General features: G+C 70.3%; 13 protein-coding genes. 4 read left to right on the top strand and 9 right to left on the bottom strand.

Annotated elements, in window-relative coordinates:
* Nucleotides 1–34 precede the first annotated feature (34 nt).
* The 5 genes from ACN469_RS25895 to ACN469_RS25875 form a co-directional block, all read right to left on the bottom strand.
* On the bottom strand, nt 35–1,069 hold the full coding sequence (locus ACN469_RS25895) for an ABC transporter ATP-binding protein (RefSeq protein ID WP_498771803.1): 1,035 nt from the start codon (nt 1,067–1,069) through the stop codon (nt 35–37).
* Nucleotides 1,069–2,730, bottom strand: a complete 1,662-nt coding sequence (locus ACN469_RS25890) for an ABC transporter permease (protein ID WP_498771801.1) — start codon at nt 2,728–2,730, stop codon at nt 1,069–1,071. Before ACN469_RS25890 ends, ACN469_RS25895 begins: the two co-directional genes overlap by 1 nt.
* Nucleotides 2,727–3,773: an ABC transporter substrate-binding protein gene (locus tag ACN469_RS25885; RefSeq protein WP_498771799.1), complete on the bottom strand. Its 1,047-nt coding sequence runs from the start codon at nt 3,771–3,773 to the stop codon at nt 2,727–2,729. The genes ACN469_RS25890 and ACN469_RS25885 overlap by 4 nt, the downstream gene beginning before the upstream one ends.
* A gap of 99 nt (nt 3,774–3,872) precedes the next feature.
* Nucleotides 3,873–5,150: an SO2930 family diheme c-type cytochrome gene (locus ACN469_RS25880; RefSeq protein WP_498771797.1), complete on the bottom strand. Its 1,278-nt coding sequence runs from the start codon at nt 5,148–5,150 to the stop codon at nt 3,873–3,875.
* Nucleotides 5,151–5,175: 25 nt separating this feature from the next.
* Nucleotides 5,176–6,714, bottom strand: coding sequence for a parallel beta-helix domain-containing protein (locus tag ACN469_RS25875; RefSeq protein ID WP_498771795.1), 1,539 nt, complete (start codon nt 6,712–6,714; stop codon nt 5,176–5,178).
* Between the two features lie 211 nt (nt 6,715–6,925).
* Between ACN469_RS25875 and ACN469_RS25870 the strand changes: the two genes are divergently transcribed.
* The 4 genes from ACN469_RS25870 (at nt 6,926) to ACN469_RS25855 (ending at nt 11,199) form a co-directional block, all read left to right on the top strand.
* On the top strand, nt 6,926–7,876 hold the full coding sequence (locus ACN469_RS25870; protein ID WP_498771793.1) for a heme-dependent oxidative N-demethylase family protein: 951 nt from the start codon (nt 6,926–6,928) through the stop codon (nt 7,874–7,876).
* Between the two features lie 192 nt (nt 7,877–8,068).
* Nucleotides 8,069–8,857: an FKBP-type peptidyl-prolyl cis-trans isomerase gene (locus tag ACN469_RS25865; RefSeq protein WP_498771791.1), complete on the top strand. Its 789-nt coding sequence runs from the start codon at nt 8,069–8,071 to the stop codon at nt 8,855–8,857.
* Between the two features lie 88 nt (nt 8,858–8,945).
* Complete coding sequence (locus tag ACN469_RS25860) at nt 8,946–9,776, top strand: dienelactone hydrolase family protein (protein ID WP_498771789.1); 831 nt, start codon at nt 8,946–8,948, stop codon at nt 9,774–9,776.
* A gap of 124 nt (nt 9,777–9,900) precedes the next feature.
* Nucleotides 9,901–11,199 carry an alpha/beta hydrolase gene (locus ACN469_RS25855; RefSeq protein ID WP_498771787.1) on the top strand — a complete coding sequence of 433 codons (1,299 nt, stop codon included), beginning with the start codon at nt 9,901–9,903 and terminating at the stop codon, nt 11,197–11,199.
* 15 nt (nt 11,200–11,214) lie between these two features.
* Here the strand turns inward: ACN469_RS25855 and ACN469_RS25850 are convergent, their stop codons facing one another.
* The 4 genes from ACN469_RS25850 to ACN469_RS25835 form a co-directional block, all read right to left on the bottom strand.
* On the bottom strand, nt 11,215–11,919 hold the full coding sequence (locus ACN469_RS25850) for a CAP domain-containing protein (RefSeq protein ID WP_498771785.1): 705 nt from the start codon (nt 11,917–11,919) through the stop codon (nt 11,215–11,217).
* Nucleotides 11,920–11,989: 70 nt separating this feature from the next.
* On the bottom strand, nt 11,990–12,649 hold the full coding sequence (locus tag ACN469_RS25845; RefSeq protein ID WP_498771783.1) for a CAP domain-containing protein: 660 nt from the start codon (nt 12,647–12,649) through the stop codon (nt 11,990–11,992).
* Between the two features lie 74 nt (nt 12,650–12,723).
* The gene (locus ACN469_RS25840; protein ID WP_498771781.1) at nt 12,724–14,070 is read right to left on the bottom strand and encodes a DUF1552 domain-containing protein; all 1,347 of its coding nucleotides are present in this window, start codon (nt 14,068–14,070) and stop codon (nt 12,724–12,726) included.
* Nucleotides 14,067–15,716, bottom strand: a complete 1,650-nt coding sequence (locus tag ACN469_RS25835; RefSeq protein WP_498771779.1) for a DUF1592 domain-containing protein — start codon at nt 15,714–15,716, stop codon at nt 14,067–14,069. Before ACN469_RS25835 ends, ACN469_RS25840 begins: the two co-directional genes overlap by 4 nt.
* Nucleotides 15,717–15,941 lie beyond the last annotated feature (225 nt).

Here is a 15,941-nt window from a genome sequence, read left to right as displayed (position 1 = left end):
CTTCTCGCAATGTGCCCGGAAGACTCTCGAACTCTCAGCCAACGGAGAACAGGCGCGCCTTGCGCAGGTGGACTTTGAGTGTCTGACCCGGGCGCACTTCGAGTGGCGGCCCCACCACGCGCAGCAGGGCGCCGTCGACGGGGAAGCGGTACTCGGCGGCGTGTCCGAGGAACAAGCGAGCGGAGAGGGGCAGCGAGGTTCCCTGCTCGCCCAGCTCCAGGTCCTCGGGGCGGACGACGAGGGTGGCGGGCCCAGGGCGAGCGAGCGTGTCGGCCGGGAGCTGGAACACGGTGCCGCCGCGCGCGGTGTGGAAGGCGCCCTCGCGCACCTCTCCGGTGAGGACATTCGCGCCGCCGACGAAGCCCGCGACGAAGGGCGTGGCGGGCTCGCGATACAGCGTCTCGGGCGCGTCCACCTGCTCCAGCACGCCCTGGTTCATCACCGCGATGCGGTCCGACAGCGCGAGCGCCTCGCCCTGGTCATGCGTGACGAACACGAGCGTGGTGCCCAGCCGCGCGCGCAGGGCGGCCAGCTCCGCGCGCAGCTCCTCGCGCAGCGCCGCGTCCAGATTGGAGAGCGGCTCGTCCAGCAGCAGCACGCGGGGACTGGCGACCAGGGCGCGCGCCAGGGCCACGCGCTGGAGCTGCCCGCCCGACAGCTCGTGCGGCCTGCGCGTCGCCAGTGCTTCCAGGCGGACCCAGCGCAGGGCCTCGCGCACCTTCTCGGCCACCTCCGACTTCGGCATGCGCCGCAGCGTCAGCGGATAGGCCACGTTCTCCTCCACCGAGCGGTGGGGCCAGACGGCATAGCCCTGGAACACCATGCCCAGGCCGCGTCGCTCGGGCGGCACGCGCACGCCCGGCCCTGCCACCGTCTCGCCGCCGATGCGGATGACGCCCGTGTCGGGATGCTCCAGGCCCGCGAGCATCCGCAGCGTCGTCGTCTTGCCGCAGCCGGACGGGCCCAGCAGCGAGACGAGCTCGCCCTCGCGGACCTCCAGGCTCAGGCCGCGCACCACCGGCGTGGCGCCGTAGGACTTGAACAACCCCTCCAACGAAATCGCCGCCATCACCGAGCCTCCGCCGCGCGCCGGGCCACCAGCGCGAGCACCGCCTGCCCCAGCACCACCAGCGCGACGAACGCACACGCGAGCACCGCCGCCGCCGCCGGGTCCGCGTAGCTCTGCAAGTCGAACAGCAGCTTGCCCAGCACCTCCGAGCCCGCGGGCACCAGCAAGACGGACATGGTGATCTCCGTCGCGCACGACAGGAAGGCCAGGATGAAGGCCACCGTGAGCGCGGGCCGCAAGAGCGGCAGGGGCACGTCGAGGAAGGCCCGCAGCGGCCCCGCGCCGCTGATGCGCGCCGCCTCCGTCAACGACGGGTCCAACTGCGCCAGGGCCTCCGAGCTGTTGCGCGTCCCCAGCGCCAGGTACTTCGCCGCGTAGGCGATGAGCAGCAGCCACGGCGTATGCGCCAGCGCCAGCACGAAGGCCACCTTGTCCAACAAGATGAAGCGCCAGTCGCGCGAGAAGGCGAGCAGCAGCGCCAGGGCCAGCACCGTGCCCGGCACCGCGTAGGGCCATACGGCGACGGCCTCCACGCCGGCACCGATTCGACGGAAGGCCCGCTGGAGCAGCGCCGCCGCCAGTCCCAGGCCACAGACGAGCGCGCCGGCACCGGCCGCGAGCAGGAGGCTCAGCCCCGTGGCGCGCAGGGTGCGCGGCTCCAGCAACACGCCGGACCAGTGCGAGAGCGTCAACTCCTCCCATGCCAGCCGGGCGCCGAAGCTGCGCTGGAGCGACGTGAGCAGGATGGCGGCGAGGGGCAGCAGCACCAGCACCCCGCACGCGCCCGTCACGCCTCCGGTGGCCCAGGCGCGCGCGCGGCCCAGGGCGAGCGGGCGCGAGGCCAGCCCCTTGCCGCTGCTCAGTCGCACGCGGCCGGAGCGGCCCAGGGCCCACGTCGCCAGCAGGGACAGCGGCGTGAGCAAGAGCAGCGCGAGCGCGAGCGCGGAGGCCCGGCCCAGGCCCTCGTCACCGAGCAGGACGAGCTCATAGATGCGCGTGGTGAGCACGCGCGTGGGCGGGGATGCCGACACGCCCAGCAGGTACGGCACGCCGAAGGAGGACGCCGCCATCAGGAACACCATCACCGCGCCGGACAGGAGTGACGGGAGCACCAGCGGCACCGTCGTCGTCAGCAGGGCTCGCGCGGGCGAGGCGCCACACACGCGCGCGGCCTCCTCCAGCGCCGGGTCCACGCGTCGCAGCGCCGCGGCGCCCGCCAGCAGAACCAGCGGCAGGCCGGACAGTCCCTCCACGAAGGCGATGCCCACCGGGCCATGGATGTCGAGCGTGCCTTCACCGAGCAGCCGGTTGAGATAGCCCGCGCGGGGACTGGCCAATGACAGCCATCCCATCCCCCAGATGAACGCGGGAATCGCGGAGGGCAGGGTGAAGAGCACGGTGAAGGCGCCGCGCAGCGGCAGGTCCGTGCGAAACAGCAAGAGCGACAGCGGCGTGCCCAGCGCGAGCGCGAGCATCGCCGCGCCTCCGGAGATGGCCAGCGTGTTGCCCAGCGCGCCCGCCTCCGACGCCAGCCAGGCCCAGCCTGGCTCTCCCGGGGCTCCCGCGCCGCGCGCGAGCAGCAGCACCACTGGCCCCACCGCGAAGAGGACCAGGGGCACCAGCCACGCGAACAGCCCGAGCCACCGCGCTGACGTGCTCATCGCGAGAAGGCCCGGCTGAAGGCTTCCTTGATGACGCCGCCCCGCGCGAGGCCCTCTTCCATCAGCGCGGGCGTCCACGGCTGCGTGCGCGTCAGCAGGGTGTCCACGCCGGGCTCTCCACCCGGGCCCGGGAGTCGGGGGTCCACCGCGTGCATGTCACCCTTCTCGACGATGAGGCGCTGGCCCTCCGGGGACAGCAGCACGTCCACCACCGCCTTCGCGGCCACGGGGTTGGGCGTCGTCGCGAAGAGGGCCACCGGCCCGGGGATGGTGACGGCGCCGTCGGTGGGCCAGACCACGCGAATCCGGCTGCCGCGCGAGCGGGCCGTCAGCGCGTTCTCCAGCAGCAGCACGCCCGCGTCCGCCTCGCCGCTCTCCACCTTCTGGAGCACCGCCGCGTTGCCGCCCGCGACGATGGCGCCGCGCTCGCGCAGGCCGGTGAAGTACCCATCGCCATACTTCGCCTGACAGAACACCGCCCACGTGAAGGCCGTGCCGGAGGTGAGCGGGTCGCCGATGGCCACGCGTCCCGTCCACGTCCCATCCACCAGCGCCGCGAAGGACGTGGGCGGAGGAGGGGAGTCCTCGCGGTGCACCAGCACCATGGTGGACACGCGGATGGAGGCATGGCGGGCGTCCAGGTCCAGCAGCGAGCGCGGGACGCGCAGCACGTGCGGCGAGGCATAGGGCAGGAACGCACCCTCGCGCGCGAGTCGCTCGACGAAGAACGGGTCCGACGCGGAGAGGATGTCCGCGCGCACGGCGCCCGCGGCGCGCTCGGCCTCCAGCCGGCTGGCCACCTTCTCGCTGCCGGCCTGGTACCAGCGCACCGTGACGCCCGGGAGCCTCTTCTTCAGCAGCGGCTCCAGCGCGTCCAGCACGTGCTGGTACATGGACGTGTAGACCCAGACCTCGCCGGACGGCGTGCCCTCGTGCGAGAGGGTGGCGCCGGACGAGGGCGCGGCGGACTCGATGCGGCACGCGCAGAGCACGGCCAGCGTGAAGACGAGGCCAGCCAGTCGAGCCAGGGCGGGAAGGGACATTCGCCCGGGATTATGCGTGGACGGAGGCGTCCCCAAAAGGAAAGCCCCCTCCGCGCCGGCTGGCACGGAAGGGGCTGTCCGTCGACCTGCGTGCCCTCGCTACTTGCAGGAGCGAGGCGGCATGGCGTCAATCCAGTCGGCGATGAGCTGCGAGCCCGCGTCATGGCGCAGGGCGCGGCCAATCTCCGGCATCATCTTTCCCGACTCCTCGGTGTGCATGCGGTACCAGAGGATGGACGTGGAGTGGTCTCCGGGGACGATGTCGAACTCACCGCCCACGCCGCTGCCCGCGGAGCCCGGCCGCTTGCAGGCGCCCAGGCTGAACTCGTCCGTCGTCTTGATGTCCAGGAACAGCCGGCTGGTGATGCCGGGCTGCGCCTTCGGGTTGTGGCAATGCGCGCAGTTGATGTCCAGGTACGTGCGCGCGCGGGCCTCCAGGTTCCCCTCGTCCGGATTGAAGGCATCCGGCGCGCGAGGAATCTGGATGGCGGGAGGCAGTCCCGTCAGCTTCCCGAGGTCCGCCAGGTGCTGGAGCTGGTTCAGCGTCTGCCCGCCATAGACGTGGTCCCGGTTGAGGTACCGGGCCTTCACGCCGATGGGCAGCAGAATCTGGTTGTCCTGCTCGTCCACCACGTGGTGGCACTTCTGGCACTGGTTGCGCTGGGGCACCAGGTAGTCGAACTTCTTCGCCACGCCCTCGGCGTCGATGAACTCGAAGTTCTTGAACACCTTGCCGCCCACGGCCTTGTCCGCCTCCGTCAGCGCGTCATTCCAGACGTAGGGATACGCCTCCCAGCCGCCGGGCTGCCGCACCAGGATGCGCGTCTCCAGGGGGCGCACGTTCTTGTCCGGCTCCCGGAAGTCGGCGGGGAACGCGAACGTCTTGGTGATGATGGTCCCCACCGGCAAATCCAACACGTCGGACGCCGCGTACACCGCCGCCTTGCCCGCGGGCACGTACAGCGTGCGGGACTTCAGCGAGTAGTCGGAGAACAGCGGCGTGGTCAGCTCGTACGGGATGTTGCCCGCCACGGGCTGGAAGTCGCTGGTCGCCGGGCTCCCCGTGAAGAGGCCCAGCTCCGACAGCTTGTTGGGGATGGTGACGGTGCCCTCGGGCTGCCCGGCATCGGGAGTGCCCGCGTCCGTCCCCGCATCCACTCCGGCGTCGGGTTCACCCGCATCCGGTCCGGCATCCGGCCCCGCATCGGCGGTGCCAGCGTCACCCGCGTCGGGGGTGCCACTGTCCACCGGGGTGGGGTTTCCCGAGTCCGGAGGGCCATCGGCTCCAGGCGGGTCGTCCCCACCGGAGCAGGCGGCCACCGCCGCGGCGAGCAGCACCGCGGCGAGGCCCAGGCGAGTCATGTACGGCGCGCGCATGGCGAGTCAGTCCTTGAACCGCCGCTCAGGGAAGCGCCAGCGCCGGGCTGAAGCCCGCGCAGTTGAACGGCACCGCGCCCTGGTCGTAGCGGCGCGTCTCCGCCCAGGCACCCGCTACGTCGGGCGTCGTCGCCGTGAGCTTGGCCGTCACGGCCTGCAGGTCCAGGTCCACGATGGACGCCTTCGTGCTCGCCGGCAGCGTGTTGTTGACGAAGCACAGGCGCACGCCGTTGACCACCGCCTCGTTGCGCGGCGCCGGGTCGATGCCATCCCACAGCACGTGCTCCACCCGGTCCACGCCGTGCGCCGCCTTGCCGTAGGCGTACACGCCCGTCACGAGCGCGCCCAGCGGACGACGCGCCAGGTCCGGCGTGCCGTTGTCCACGCTGTCGCCGCTGCCACCCGTGAAGGTGTTGCCGTGGACGTACACGTCCGCGCTGGCGAAGTTGTAGAAGCCCGCCGCCCACAGGATGGGGTTGGGCTCGATGGCGAAGCCGCTGAGCACCGCGATGTCCACCGTGTTGTTGTCACCCCACGTGTTGCCCACGAACTCCACCCGGCGCGACGCCAGGATGAACGTGCCCGTGCCCGCCGGCACCTGCGACACCGTGCTGCTGCTCGCCGTCACCGACGCGAAGTTGTTGCGGTTGTTGCCGGTGATGATGTTGTTGATGATGAGGATGTCCGTGCCCTTGATGGGGTTGCCCGGCAGGTCGAACACCACCAGGCCCGTGGTGTTGTCGATGGCCGTGTTGCCCTCCACGTAGGCGAACTTCGTGTTCTCGATTTCGATGCCCGCCACGTTCTTCTTCGCGATGTTGCGGCGGACGATGGTGTAGCGCGTCTGGCCCACGTAGATGCCGGCGTCGGCCGCGTTGTACGCCTCGCTGTCCTCGATGAGCACGTAGCGCGACTTCACCGGGTAGATGCCGTACTTGCCGTTGTTCTCGTTGTTCTCCTGCGCCCACTCGGTGCGGATGCGCTGGATGAACACGTTGGAGGAGTTCTCCACGCGCAGCGCGTCCTTCTTCGCGTTCCACAGCGCCAGGTCGCGCACGGTGAACAGCTTGCCAATCACGTCCATGCCGTTGGTGTTGGAGGCGGCGTTGGAGAAGTCCAGCACGGTGCTGGCGGTGCCACCGGTGCCCTCGCCCTGCGCGCCACGACCCGCGCCGACGACGGTGATGCCGTCCTGACGGATGGTCACCGCGTTGTCGAAGCGGAACGTGCCCGCGCCCAGCTGAATCGTGGTGCAGGGCGCCAGCTCGTTGACGGCGTTCTGCAGCGCCTGCTCCTGACCCGGATTGAAGGTCACCGTCTTCCGCTGTGCCTCGGTACACGAGAACTCGACGGGGTAACGGGTAACTGCGTCTGGCGTGCCCGAATCCGGCGTGCCCGAATCCGGCGGGCCCGAGTCCGGCGTGCCGGGACCCTCACCCGTATCCGGGGTTGCGTCCGCGAACGTCCGGTCATCGTCGTCGTCAGAGCATGCGGGGATGACAAGCAGACTCAGCGCGGCGACGAGCACGGCACGTGACAAGCGCGAAAGCGGCAGACGGTTCATCAAGGCTTCCTCCTGCGGTAATGCGCGCCCCGTTCGACTCTGACGAGTGCGAAGCTGAGAGGCGCGGCGAGGGATGCGCGAATCCTCGTCTCCGCGAGGCCCGACCTCAAGGGTTCGGTGAGGAATTCCTCCACGCCTGGGTTTCGTGACGCGGTGCGATGTGAGAAGGAATGAAGACTGTATTTTTCGCGGGTGAGGAGACGCGTTCCACGTGCTGCCCTACTTCCCCTTCGAGCAGGACGCCTATGCGATGGCACTTGGAGTACGCGCCCTGCGGGCGGGTGAAACACTCATCGAGATAGACGCACCGCATTATGCGGCTGAGCTGGCGTTGAAGGACTCGCTGCTGCGCGAAAATCCTGCCGCGCGCTTCCAGGCATTGCCAGGCACGGAGCCGCTCCAGTGGGAGGTTTTGCGGCTTTTGCTGACGCGGATGGCGGAGCAGTCGCCCGGACACTTCACGCGGCGGGAGCGCGAGGACGGGCGCTGGCACTGGCGCAACGAGGTGCTCGGCACGGAGGCGACCTTCCTCCCGGGAGACGCGGACAGTCTTCCCCTGGCGCCGCTGGACTGGGTGGGCCGACAGGTTCAGGAGGACCTGCTCGTGCTGGACGGCACGCGCGAGGGCTTTCCACTGGTGGCCGGGCAGCTGTGTTTTCCCTCCGGCTGGTGCCTCGACGAGAAGCTCGGCCGGACATTGTTGGAGGTGCACGCACCGGTGCCGCGCTTCGCCGAGCAGGTGGGGGCCGCCACGCTGCGGTTGATGGACGGCCTCAAGCCGGGGCGCACCGTCACGCGCTGCAACTGGGCCGTCACCGTCACGGAGCGGCTGTGCATGGAGCCGCGCGCGCGGGCGGAGTGGCAGCACCTCTTCGAGGGGCTCACTCCCCAGAACGCCGGCGGGCGCTGCTTCCTGCGCCTGGAGCGCCAGACGCTCAGCCGTCTGCCCCAGTCCGGCGCCATCCTCTTCACCATCCACACGTACCTGGCGCCCGTGGCCGGCGAGGTGCCCACGCCCGAGCGGCGCCACCGCCTGGCCCAGGTGCTGCGCACCGTCCCGGAGGACATGAGCGGCTACAAGCGCCTGGGTCCCCTGCGCGAGCCGTTGCTCGCCTGGCTGGAGACTCCTTTCGCCTCGAAGGACTCTTCCGAATCACCCTGAGTCCAGGCCCTGAAGGACGTCGGGTGGAGAAATATCCCACCTGATTGAAACGGGCGCCAAAGTCAGGCGTCGTCGTGCGCGGAGTGAGTGTCGCGGAGCAGATGGAAGCGCGTTTCTGTAGTAAGTCGCCCCTCCGGGAAGTGTGACTGGCAGCGGGTTCGCTGCCGCTGCAAGCCAAGGAAGGGCAAACACATGCGGAAGATGTGTCTGGTTGCGATGATGCTGAGCCTGGGGGCGTGCCAGCCTCAGGGCGCGAAGGATGGCAGTGCCACGGCGACGGCGACCGCGGGCGCGGCGGCCAACCCGCAGAGCGAGGACCAGAAGACGCTGTACGCGCTCGGCCTGTCCATCGGCAAGAGCATCAGCGTGTTCGACATGACTCCCGAGGAGCTGGAGTACGTGAAGGCGGGCCTCACCGCGCAGGTCAAGGGCGACAAGCCCGCGGTGGAGCTGGAGACGTACGGGCCGAAGCTGCAGGAGCTGGCGCGCGCGCGCAGCACGCAGAAGGCGGAGAAGGAGAAGGAGACCTCCAAGAAGTTCCTGGAGGACGCCGCCAAGGAGTCCGGCGCGTCGAAGACGGAGTCCGGCCTGGTCTACAAGGAGCTGACCCCGGGAACGGGTGACTCTCCGAAGGCCACGGATATCGTGAAGGTGCACTACAAGGGCACGCTGCCCAACGGCACGGAGTTCGACAGCTCCTACAAGCGTGGCGAGCCCACGCAGTTCCCGCTCCAGGGCGTCATCAAGTGCTGGACGGAGGGCGTGCAGAAGATGAAGGTCGGCGGCAAGGCCAAGCTGGTGTGCCCGTCCGACATCGCCTACGGCGACCGTGGCGCGCCCCCGAACATCCCGGGCGGTTCGGCCCTGGTGTTCGAGGTGGAGCTCATCGAGGTCGTCAAGCCGCCCGAGGCGGCTCCCGCTGGTGCGCCGGGTGCTCCGGGCGCTCCCGCGACGCCTCCGTCGGCCGCGCAGAAGAAGTAGTCATCCCCGGCTCCTCTTGAAGGAGCGGGAGACACGAGGGCTGGCTGGGGGAATCCCTTGCCAGCCCTCTTTATTGAAAGGCGCGTCCGTGCACCGTCACCTGCTGCTGTTGGGCGCGTTGTTGCTGGTGGGAGGCTGCACGCGGGGCAAGCCCCGGGAGGTGCTGCGCGAGCCGTCGCCCACGGGCGCCGTCTCCGAGGCCGAGTTCAAGGCGATGCACACCCTGCGCGAGGACGCGCCGCCGGAGCTCAAGGGCCAGGAGGTGGAGGTGGCCGGGACGAAGGCGTACCTGAGCCTGCCCCCTGGCGCGAAGGCGCCGCTGCCCGCCGTGCTGCTCATCCACGAGTGGTGGGGTTTGAATCCGCACATCAAGCACTGGGCGGACAGGCTCGCGGCCAACGGCTACGCGGCGCTGGCGGTGGACCTGTACGAGGGCAAGGTGGCCACCAACTCGGACGAGGCGATGGCGCTGCGCAAGGCGGTGGACCCGGCGCGCGCGACGCAGGTGCTGAAGGCGGCGTACGTGTTCCTCCAGGACGACGCGAGGGTGCGCGCGACGCGCACGGGGAGCCTGGGCTGGTGCTTCGGTGGCACCTGGTCGCTTCAGGCGGCCATGGAGCTGCCGGAGCTGGACGCGGCGGTCATGTACTACGGCCACCCGGTGACGGACCCGAAGGAGCTGGCCTCCATCCGGGCGCCGCTGTTGGGCATCTTCGGGACGAAGGACGCGTCGATTCCGCCGGAGACGGTGCAGGAGTTCCGGGAGGCGCTGAACGTGGCGGGGGTGCGCCACCGCATCATCGAGCTGGAAGGCGAGCATGCGTTCGCCAACCCCTCCGGCAAGCGCTACGACGAGCGCGCGGCGGCGATGGCCTGGGCGGAGACGTCGATGTTCCTGGAGCACCACCTGAAGCGCTGAGCGTGGGCTCGGATGTCGGGCGGTCCACATGTGCGCGCGCGGGCGTGACGCGGTGTTGCTCCCGGGCTTCAGGTCGGCTTGAACGGAGGCACGGCTTCGGGAGGTGCGGTTGTCGAGGATTGGCGTGAGTGTCGCGGTGGTGGGCCTGGGTCTGCTGCTCACCGGAAGCGTGGCCCTGGCGCGGTCGCCCGTCGTGGACGACGCGCCGCCGCCCTTCGCGGGCGTGTGGCGCAGGCCCGACGGGGGCCTGGTGCGGGTGGCGCGGGATGCGTCGTCCTCCTTCCTGATGGACTTCAGCTCGCGGCGGCGCTGGCGGCTGGAGCCTCGGGGTGAAGGGCTGTGGTCGCTGGAGGGCAGTCGGCCCGCGGCGCTGGCGCAGTGGCGGGCGCCCACGTTGACGCTGAGTGGGGTGGGGCCGGGAGCGCTCGTGCTGGAGCCGGTGCCGATGCGCACGGAGGAAGTCACGCTGCGCGCGGCGGGCGACGTCACCCTGTCCGCGACGCTGTGGCTGCCGGCGGGAGGTCCGCCTCGTCATGCGGTGGTGCTGTTGCATGAGGCGGGGCAGGGCACGCGCGAATCGCTGGAGCCCTATCCGACGTTCCTCGTCGGGCAGGGGCTCGCGGTGCTCACGTTCGATGCGCGAGGCACGGGGCGCTCCACGGGGGACAGTCAGCCGTGGGTGTCCGGAGTGCGGGAGCTGGCGGACGACGGGGTGGTGGCGGCGCGGGCGCTGCGCGAGCGGGTGGCGCCAGGAGGCGCGGTGGGGTTGATGGGTTTTGGCCAGGGCGCGTGGACGGCGGTGAGCGCGGCGGCGCACGCGCCGGAGGACGTGGGCTTCCTGGTGTTGGTGTCCGGAGGAGGCGGGGTGGTGTGGAAGCAGGAGCAGCACCGCATGCGCAACGACGGCCGGCGCCGAGGGCTCACCGGGCCGGAGTTGGTGGACCTGACGGAGTTCCTCGACGTGTTCTACGACGCGCGCCTGTACACGGATGAAGGGCAGGCGCGTGCGCTGAAGACGCTCGACTTCCAGCTCCAGCGGGCCAAGCGCAAGCGCTGGTACGCGGTGACGGCGCTGCCGCCCTTCAAGGGCCTGCCGGTGGAGCGCTTCCTGGAGGTGCAGCGCAAGGTGTGGCGCAACGTGCTGTCGTACGACTCGGCGGAGGACCTGGGCCGCGTGCGAGGGCCGGTGCTCGCGCTCCTGGGTGAGCGCGACGAGACGACGCCCGCGGCGCTCACGGCGAGGGCGCTGAATCGTGGACTGAAGCTGCGGCCCGGAGCGCCGGGGCGGGCGCTGGTGAAGGTGATTCCGCGCGCGGACCACTGGCTCGCGGAGCCGGCGCGGGAGGACCAGCCCGGGGTGGAGGTGGTGACGAGCGATGCGCTCGACACCCTCTCCGCGTGGCTGCGCGCGCTGGAGCGCTGAGCGCTCGGGCTCGCTTCAGTAGGGCCGCTGACCCGAGTAGTTGCCCGGGGGCGCGTAGTTGCAGACCCAGAGCTGCCACGTGGGGAACTGGCTGCCCCACGGTGAGTTGACGGTGCACACCTGCGTGGCGCAGCCGACGCGCTGCGTGTTGCGCCACACCACCTGCGTGTAGTGGCCGCACTGCTTGCCGCTCGCGCACGTGTTGTTGGCGTAGTTGTAGTCCTTGACCTCGCTGCTCCATCCGTCCACCACGGCCCGGGTGGTCAGCGAGTTCGGCGTGGCGGCGGTGAGGTTCTCGCCGTAGTTGCCACGGCTGCCGTTGTGCTCGAACTTGCACTTGGCCGCGTAGTTCTTCGCGATGGTTTCGGCCGAGGTGTCCCAGGTGAGCGGGGACAGCGCGGGGCTCGGCGTGGGCTGCGCGGCGGCGCGGGCGGCGTTGTGTCCCGCGAGCATGTCCTGGGCGAACTGCGACAGCGTCCCGGAGCCGGAGTCCGGAGTACCGGAACCCGAGTCAGGCGTGCCCGAGCCGGAGTCCGGAGTGCCGGAACCCGAGTCAGGTGTGCCCGAGTCCGGAGTACCGGAGCCCGAGTCGGGCGTACCGGAGTCTCCGGTGTCAGGACCGTCATCGGTGGGCTCATCCGAGCCGCAGCCGGCACCGGTGGCGAGCCAGGCCGCGAGGAGACCGCAGGTCAGCAGGGGTCGGACGAAGGAGCGGTTCATGGCGCGGATTATCCGCCGCGCACGGCGCGTCCGAAAGGGTGCGCGGACAGCACACCCGCGACAGCGCGACTCAGTAGGGCCGCTGGCCGACGAAGTTTCCAGGTGGCGCGTAGTTGCACACCCAGAGCTGCCACGTGGGGAACGCATCGCCGAAGGGTGAGTTCTTCTTGCAGATCACCGTGGCGCAGCCGACGGCGGCCGTCTTGCGCCACACCACCTGCGTGTAGTGGCCGCACACCTTGCCCTTCTTGCAGGTGTTGCGCGCGTGGTCGTAGTCGGTGACTTCGTCCGCCCAGCTCTTCACCACCTGTCGCGTCCCCCACGCATCCGGAGTGGCGGCGGCCAGGTTCTCGCCGAACTCACCCCGGTCCGGGTTGTGCTCGAACTTGCACGCCTTCGCCCAGGAGGCGGCCTTTCGCGCGGCATCGTCGGACCAGACGAGCGGCGGGAGTGCGGGCTTCGGAGTGGGCCGGGCCTCGGCGCGCGCCTCGTTGTGCGCCTCCACCATGTCCCTCGCGAAGTCCTTCGCCGGAGCTGGCGGCGAGGGACGAGGCTCCTGCGGCGGTGTTCCACGCGCGGGGGCCGGCTGTCCCCGGGACGCGGTGGTGGCGGCGCGCTGGGCCGTCGAGGACTTGCGCTGACTCGGCTTCGAGGCCGGGACGCAGCTGAGCGGAAGGACGAGCAGGACGAGCAGAGGCCAGCGGAGCGCGACGGAAGACGGACGCAGCATGACGAGGATGATGCGTCAGGACGTCTCCGCGTGCATGGAGACGTTGTGCTCTTGTTATCACGAGGTGTCGGTGACTACCCCCCGAGCCCCGCGAGCTCCCCCGTGCCGTCCGCGCCGAAGCTCGTGACGTTGGGGACACCCATGGCCCGCATCATGGAGATGTAGAGGTTCGCGATGGGCATGCCCGGCGCGCGCAGGTGACGGTCCGTCGCGACGGCGCCGCCACCCTTGCCGGCGAGGAGCACCGGCAGGTTCCGGTGGATGTGCCCGTTGCCGTCCTCGATTTCGCTGGTGAAGTACACCAGGGAGCTGTCGAGCAGCGGGGCGCCCGTCGCGTCCCGCACCTCCTTCAGCCGCCGCACGAGGTAGGCGTATTGCTCCACCTCCCACCGGTCGATGCGCGCCAGCGCGTCGAAGTTGGATTGGACGTACTGGTGATGCGAGTAGGCGTGGTGTCCGCCGCTGAGTCCCAGGAAGCCATACACCTTGTTGCTGCGGGCGTTGGCGAGCATGAACGTCGCCACGCGGGTGAGGTCGCATTGGAAGGCGAGGACGATGAGGTCCATCATCGCCTTCGTCTTGGTGCGCGGGTCTTCGTCTTCGCCAGGAGGGACCTGGATGCCGCACGCGGGCCCGAGCTGGCCCAGGGCGTCCACCTGCTTCTCCAAATCACGGACGCTGGTGAAGTACTCGTCGAGCTTGCGCAGGTCCGTGGCGCCGAGCTGCTTCTTCAGCGTGGTGGCGTCGTCGCGGACGAAGTCGATGATGCTCAGGCCGTAGGCGCGGCGCTTCGCCACCTGGGCCTGCGTCGTCCCGGGGTCGACGCCCGCGAACAGCCGGTCGAAGACGGCCTTGGGGCGCGCCTCCTTGGCCATGGGCGTGCGCGGCCCGGCCCAGGAGATGTTGTTGGCGTAGGGGCACGCATAGCCGGAGTCGCAGTTTCCGATGCCTCGGCCCGCGTCGTTGCCCAGCTCCAGCGAGGGATAGCGTGTGACTTTCTGCTGGGCCAGGTGTCTGGCGATGACCTGGTCCATGGAGATGCCCGCGTGGAAGTCGGTGCCCTCCGTCTTGAAGGCCTTGGTGCAGGACAGGAGCGCGGCGGTGCCCGCGGCGTGATGTCCATCTCCATCCGGCCTGCCCGCGTCGTTGGCGAGCCCGCTGATGACGAGCACGTCGCTCTTCACGGGCGCCAGCGGCTGGAGCGTGGGCGTCAGCTCCCAGGTGGCGCTCGTGCCGGACGGCGTCCACTTCGCCATGTGGATGCCATTGGGCACGTAGAAGACCGCCAGGCGGCGGGCCGTGGGCAGGGCCTCCGCGGCGCGCGCGGTGCCGGGCACCATCCGCTCCAGGAGGGGGAGCGCCATCAGCGCACCCGCGCCGCGCAGCAACGTCCGACGGGAGATTGACAGCTTCTTGCTCATGGTGACTGGGCCTCCGTGTCTCCCCGTCGGGAGGTGAAGTGGTCGCTGAGGACGATGGAGAGGATGTAGTCGCTCAGGCGTCCCCCGCTGGCCTCGGCCGTCGCCGCGATTTCCTTCACCGCGCAGTGGTCGGCGTCCGCCATGCCTCGGCCGAGCGCATAGGTGAGCAGGTGCTCGGTGAGGCACGCGGGGAGCTTCGGGTCCTCCTTGACGAGGCGCCGCATGTCCACGCTGCCGTTGAGGATGGTGCCGTCGGGCAGGTCTCCCGTGGCATCCACCGGCGCGCCGCTGACCTCGTTCAGCCGCCAGCGGCCGATGGGGTCATAGTTCTCCAGCGAGAGTCCCAGCGGGTCCATCATCCGGTGACAGCCCTGGCACTGGGGCAGGCTGCGGTGCAGCGCCATGCGCTCCTTCATCGTCATGTGAGGATTCACCGGAGGCGGCAGGCCCTCGACGTTCGGCGGCGGTGGAGGGGGCGCGGAGCACAGCAGCTGTTCCAGCACCCAGACGCCGCGCTGCACGGGTGAGGTGCGGTCCGGGTTGGAGGTGACGGTGAGCAGCGAGCCGTGGCCGAAGATGCCCTGGCGCTCCGGATGTCCTGACAGGTCCACGCGCTTCGGCGTGCGGCTGCCGGGCAGGGGCAGGCCGTAGTGGGTGGCGAGCGCGTCATTCACATAGGTGAAGGGCGCATCCATCAGGTCCTTCAGCTTGTGGTCTCCGGTGATGAACTCCTGGAAGACCAGCTCGGTCTCCTGGCGCATGGCCTCGCGCAGCTTCTCGTTGAAGGCGCCGTAGAGCGTCGGGTCCGGCTCCGCGGATTCGAGCGCGCGCGTGAAGAGCCACTGTCCGGCGAAGTTGCTCACCAGGGCCTGGGCCTTGGGGTCCGCGAGCATGCGGCGCACCTGGGCCTCCAACTCCTCGGGTGTGCGCAGTTGGCCCTGCTCGGCGGCCTGGAGGAGCGGCTCGTCGGGCATGCTGCTCCACAGGAAGTAGGAGAGGCGGCTGGCCAGCTCGAAGTCGTCGAGCCGGCGCGGCGTGGTGGACTCCGGCTCCGGGTCCTTCTCCACGCGGAAGAGGAAGTGAGGCGACACGAGCACCGTGCGCAGGGCGAGCTTCACCCCTGTCTCGGGTGTGTCTCCCTGCTGTCGCGCGAGCGTGAGGGCGCGCAGCAGCCGGTCCACCTCCTCGGGTGCCACGGGGCGGCGCCAGGCGCGGCGCGCGAAGCGGGAGAGGATGTCGCGGGCGCAGGGCTCGGGATTGGCGGCGTCCAGCGCGCAGGTGCGCAGGTGGCCCTTGCTCCAGGCGGTCTCCACCAGCTTCTCCGCCGCCGTGGCGTACTTCTCCAGCAGCAGGGGCGACATGCTGAGCACGTCCGCGTTGTTGTCGAAGCCGTAGCCGTGGTCGTCCGTCGGGAAGTCGCGCGCGGGGCGGGTGGTGTCGCCCAGTAAATCTCGCACGGTGGCGTCGTACTCGGCGCGGTTGAGGCGGTGCAGGGTGACGCGGCCCGGGTCCCTCGAGGCGTCCTTGCACTCGTCGTTCTGGGCGTGGGGATTGTCGTCCCCCGGGAGGACGCGGGCCTTGGGCAGGGAGTCGCCCTTGCAGCCCGCGAGCAGCAGGATGCAGCCCGCGCTCGCGAGCCAGGGCACGCGCCTTCGTTCGTGAAGCCTGGATGTCACGTCCTCTTCCCCCGTTCGCCGCGCCGCGCCTGGCGGAGCCGGGTCGGGGCAAAGCAAGACGCTCTCCAAGGCCTCGCGCCGGACAGTGAACGGGGAGGAGGCCCTGGGGGGCTGGGTGGACGGGAGGGACGGGGCCTTGCGTGGGGTGTGGGGGGATGCGGAGGTGAAGCGGGTTGCCCTGGGTGGGGCCTCGGG

This window comes from Corallococcus terminator (assembly GCF_049194865.1).
GTDB lineage: Bacteria > Myxococcota > Myxococcia > Myxococcales > Myxococcaceae > Myxococcus > Myxococcus terminator_A.
The sequence above is the reverse complement of the archived record's forward strand: the minus strand, read 5'-3'. Positions and strand labels throughout refer to the sequence as shown.

Coding starts and splice junctions, on each gene's coding strand:
- ACN469_RS25895 (WP_498771803.1), bottom strand. CDS start 1,069: ATGGCGGCGATTTCGTTGGAGGGGTTGTTCAAGTCCTACGGCGCCACG.
- ACN469_RS25890 (WP_498771801.1), bottom strand. CDS start 2,730: ATGAGCACGTCAGCGCGGTGGCTCGGGCTGTTCGCGTGGCTGGTGCCC.
- ACN469_RS25885 (WP_498771799.1), bottom strand. CDS start 3,773: ATGTCCCTTCCCGCCCTGGCTCGACTGGCTGGCCTCGTCTTCACGCTG.
- ACN469_RS25880 (WP_498771797.1), bottom strand. CDS start 5,150: ATGCGCGCGCCGTACATGACTCGCCTGGGCCTCGCCGCGGTGCTGCTC.
- ACN469_RS25875 (WP_498771795.1), bottom strand. CDS start 6,714: ATGAACCGTCTGCCGCTTTCGCGCTTGTCACGTGCCGTGCTCGTCGCC.
- ACN469_RS25865 (WP_498771791.1), top strand. CDS start 8,069: ATGCGGAAGATGTGTCTGGTTGCGATGATGCTGAGCCTGGGGGCGTGC.
- ACN469_RS25850 (WP_498771785.1), bottom strand. CDS start 11,919: ATGAACCGCTCCTTCGTCCGACCCCTGCTGACCTGCGGTCTCCTCGCG.
- ACN469_RS25845 (WP_498771783.1), bottom strand. CDS start 12,649: ATGCTGCGTCCGTCTTCCGTCGCGCTCCGCTGGCCTCTGCTCGTCCTG.
- ACN469_RS25840 (WP_498771781.1), bottom strand. CDS start 14,070: ATGAGCAAGAAGCTGTCAATCTCCCGTCGGACGTTGCTGCGCGGCGCG.